The organism is Mesorhizobium sp. M7A.F.Ca.MR.362.00.0.0 (genome assembly GCF_004023175.1).
In the GTDB taxonomy this organism is placed as follows: domain Bacteria; phylum Pseudomonadota; class Alphaproteobacteria; order Rhizobiales; family Rhizobiaceae; genus Mesorhizobium.
Window position 1 is genome coordinate 1330 of sequence record NZ_RZTF01000128.1, and the last position, 2746, is coordinate 4075.

At 62.9% G+C, this 2746-nt stretch carries 4 protein-coding genes and 1 pseudogene; 2 read left to right on the top strand and 3 right to left on the bottom strand.

What is annotated here, in order from left to right:
* A partial coding sequence (locus EOC06_RS17205) for a homoserine kinase (RefSeq protein WP_245469705.1) occupies positions 1-729 on the top strand: 729 nt, incomplete at its 5' end.
* 11 nt (positions 730-740) lie between these two features.
* Positions 741-1271, top strand: a complete 531-nt coding sequence (gene rnhA, locus EOC06_RS17210) for a ribonuclease HI (RefSeq protein ID WP_127270020.1) — start codon at positions 741-743, stop codon at positions 1269-1271.
* 134 nt (positions 1272-1405) lie between these two features.
* Here rnhA and EOC06_RS17215 read toward each other — a convergent pair whose 3' ends face one another.
* The 3 genes and pseudogenes from EOC06_RS17215 to EOC06_RS42730 form a co-directional block, all read right to left on the bottom strand.
* Positions 1406-1849 carry a DUF2938 domain-containing protein gene (locus tag EOC06_RS17215; RefSeq protein ID WP_128308333.1) on the bottom strand — a complete coding sequence of 148 codons (444 nt, stop codon included), beginning with the start codon at positions 1847-1849 and terminating at the stop codon, positions 1406-1408.
* Between the two features lie 75 nt (positions 1850-1924).
* Entirely contained in the window at positions 1925-2407 is a 483-nt protein-coding gene (locus tag EOC06_RS17220) for a peroxiredoxin (protein WP_127327099.1), read from the bottom strand.
* A gap of 85 nt (positions 2408-2492) precedes the next feature.
* Positions 2493-2746: pseudogene (locus tag EOC06_RS42730) on the bottom strand (hypothetical protein); the annotation flags it as partial.

Consider the following 2746-nt stretch of genomic DNA (forward strand, 5'->3'; position numbering starts at 1 on the left):
TGCCCGCTGCCGGTGACCGCGCATGACGGCAGCGTCATCGGCACGCTCGCCGGCCGGCCGGCGGTCATCATCACCTTCCTGGAAGGGCTTTCGTTGCGGCGGCCCACAGCAACGCATTGTGCCGAGGTCGGCAAGGCATTGGCGCAGTTGCATCTGGCCGGTGCCGATTTTTCGATGACGCGTCCGAATGCCCTGGCCATCGACGGCTGGCGCAAGCTCTGGGATGCAGCGCGCGATCGCGCCGACGAGGTCGAGCCGGGCCTAGCGGCCGAGGTCGATGCCGACTTTGCCGATTTCGAGCGCAACTGGCCCAAAGACCTGCCGCAAGGCATCATCCATGCCGATCTTTTCCCGGACAACGTCTTCTTCCTCGGCGAAAAGCTCTCCGGCCTGATCGATTTCTATTTCGCTTGCGACGACCTCTACGCCTATGATGTCGCCACCTGTCTCAACGCCTGGTGCTTCGAGAAGGATTTTTCCTTCAACCTCACCAAGGGCAAGGCGCTGCTCGCCGGCTACCAGAGCGTCCGGCCCCTGAGCGACCAGGAACAAGCTGCGCTGCCGGTGCTGGCGCGCGGTTCGGCGTTGCGCTTCATGCTGACCCGGCTGTACGACTGGCTGACCGTCCCCGATGGCGGGCTGGTGATGAAGCGCGATCCGACCGAATACATCAGAAGGATGCGGTTCCACCGGGCGATCAAATCTCCTTCGGAATATGGATTGGCCTGATATGGGGTATCATGAGCAAACTGGTTGAGATCTTCACCGACGGCGCCTGTTCGGGCAATCCCGGCCCCGGCGGCTGGGGCGCGATCCTGCGCTTCAACGGCACCACCAAGGAGCTTTCCGGCGGGGAAGCCGAGACGACCAACAACCGCATGGAACTGTTGGCCGCCATTTCGGCGCTGAACGCGCTGAAGGAGCCGTGCACGGTCGACCTTCACACCGACAGCAAGTATGTCATGGACGGTATTTCCAAGTGGATCCACGGCTGGAAGAAGAACGGCTGGAAGACCGCCGACAAGAAGCCTGTGAAGAACGGTGAACTTTGGCAGGCGCTCGACGAGGCCAACAAGCGCCACAAGGTCACCTGGAACTGGGTCAAGGGCCATGACGGTCATGTCGAGAACGAGCGCGCCGACGAGCTTGCGCGCGAAGGCATGGCGCCGTTCAAGAAAGGTCCGTTCAAGCCTGCAGCAGCGGCAAAGCCTGCTGCGCCGGCCAAACAACCGGCAATCGCGAAAGTGCGGCGCTCTACCCAGAGCTATTGAATTTCCGGAGCGGCGCGGCTCTCAGGTACGAAGAAGCGGATCAGCCGGCGGGGGTGGCAACTACTACGATATCGGCGCGCACCGCGTTATCTACTGCTGGCTGCCGATCGACTGGCCAGCGCAGTTGTAGACCCTTATCGGATCAGCAGCGCCGTGCCCCAAAGCCCAAGTGCGAACACGGTGTGCGACACCAGATTCAGCGCCCGGATCAGCATCGGGTTGGGCCGCTTCGAGGCCGCCCAGCCGGCGCCGACGGTGACGATGCCGAGAATGAAGGCCGGCAGGAATGTCGGCGCGGCAAGCCAGCCCGCTCCGGCCAGCACCAACAGGATGATGCCGTAGACGATGCCGACAAAATAGTGAAAGGCCCAACCCAGCGCCTTTTCATGCACGTACGGTGCGGCACCGCCGATATCGTCGTGGAAGACCTTGTCACGGAGATGCCAGACCCAGCGACCGACCGGCCCCCAGTTCGGCCGTGGCTGGCCGAACGCCTTGTGCAGGAAGATGGCCCAGAGATCCATCAGGACGGTGGCGCCGATGCCGATCGCGATAGCGCGCCAGAACATGTCAAACATCGCTAGAATCCCCCCAAACGCAAGCCCTGGGCTACAAGCGCGATCGTCGTTCCACACCCGACGCCGCGCTGAACTTCAGAGCTGTCCCAGAATATGAGCCGCGCCGGACTCGTCGACACCAGGCTTGGTCTCGACATTGAGCGCGGTGACCTTGCCGTCGTCGACGATCATCGAAAACCGCTTCGAACGCAGCCCCATGCCGCTGGCGGAAAGGTCATTGTCGAGGCCTACCGCCTTGGCGAAATCGCCACTGCCGTCGGCGAGGAACATGATCTTGCCCTCACCGCCGGTGAAGTGCGCCCAGGCGCCCATGACATGGACGTCGTTGACCGAAACGACGGCGATGGTGTCGACGCCGCGCGCCAGGATGGCATCGTGGTTCTCGAGATAACCCGGCAAATGGTTGTTGCTGCAGGTCGGTGTGAAGGCGCCGGGAACCCCAAACAGCACGACCTTCTTGCCCGGGAAGATCTCGGCCCCGGTGATCGGCTTGGCGCCATCGGCGGTCATCGTCTTGAAGGTCACGTCAGGCAGCTTGTCGCCAACGGAAATGGTCATGGATTCCTCGCTTGGGAAAATGGGGAAGGACGTGTCTTTGCCTAGCGAACCCGACGGCTTCCTGCAACCGTTGGGGTGGGCTGGATCAAGGGAAAGGCAGAACCCCTTCGACCGCGCCCGCCGAACTCGTCAGCGTATAGTGAAGCCCGCCATCGGTCGGCGTCGTCGAGGGGCGATCGAGGATCGGCACGGTGAAGATCAGCTTGCCGTCCTTTTCGCTGCGGGCAGGGGTGCCGAACATGTAGTCCCGCTCGCCGGCGACGAAGAAATCCGCCGCCTCCGGATCGCCGGGAAAGCTCGCCTCGACAATCAGCGTCTCGTGGTCGCCCGGCAGCACAG

What these genes read in the sequence shown, in the direction of transcription:
- EOC06_RS17215 (WP_128308333.1), bottom strand. Translation starts at nt 1,849, where the DNA reads ATGTTTGACATGTTCTGGCGCGCTATCGCGATCGGCATCGGCGCCACC.
- EOC06_RS17220 (WP_127327099.1), bottom strand. Translation starts at nt 2,407, where the DNA reads ATGACCATTTCCGTTGGCGACAAGCTGCCTGACGTGACCTTCAAGACG.
- rnhA (WP_127270020.1), top strand. Translation starts at nt 741, where the DNA reads ATGAGCAAACTGGTTGAGATCTTCACCGACGGCGCCTGTTCGGGCAAT.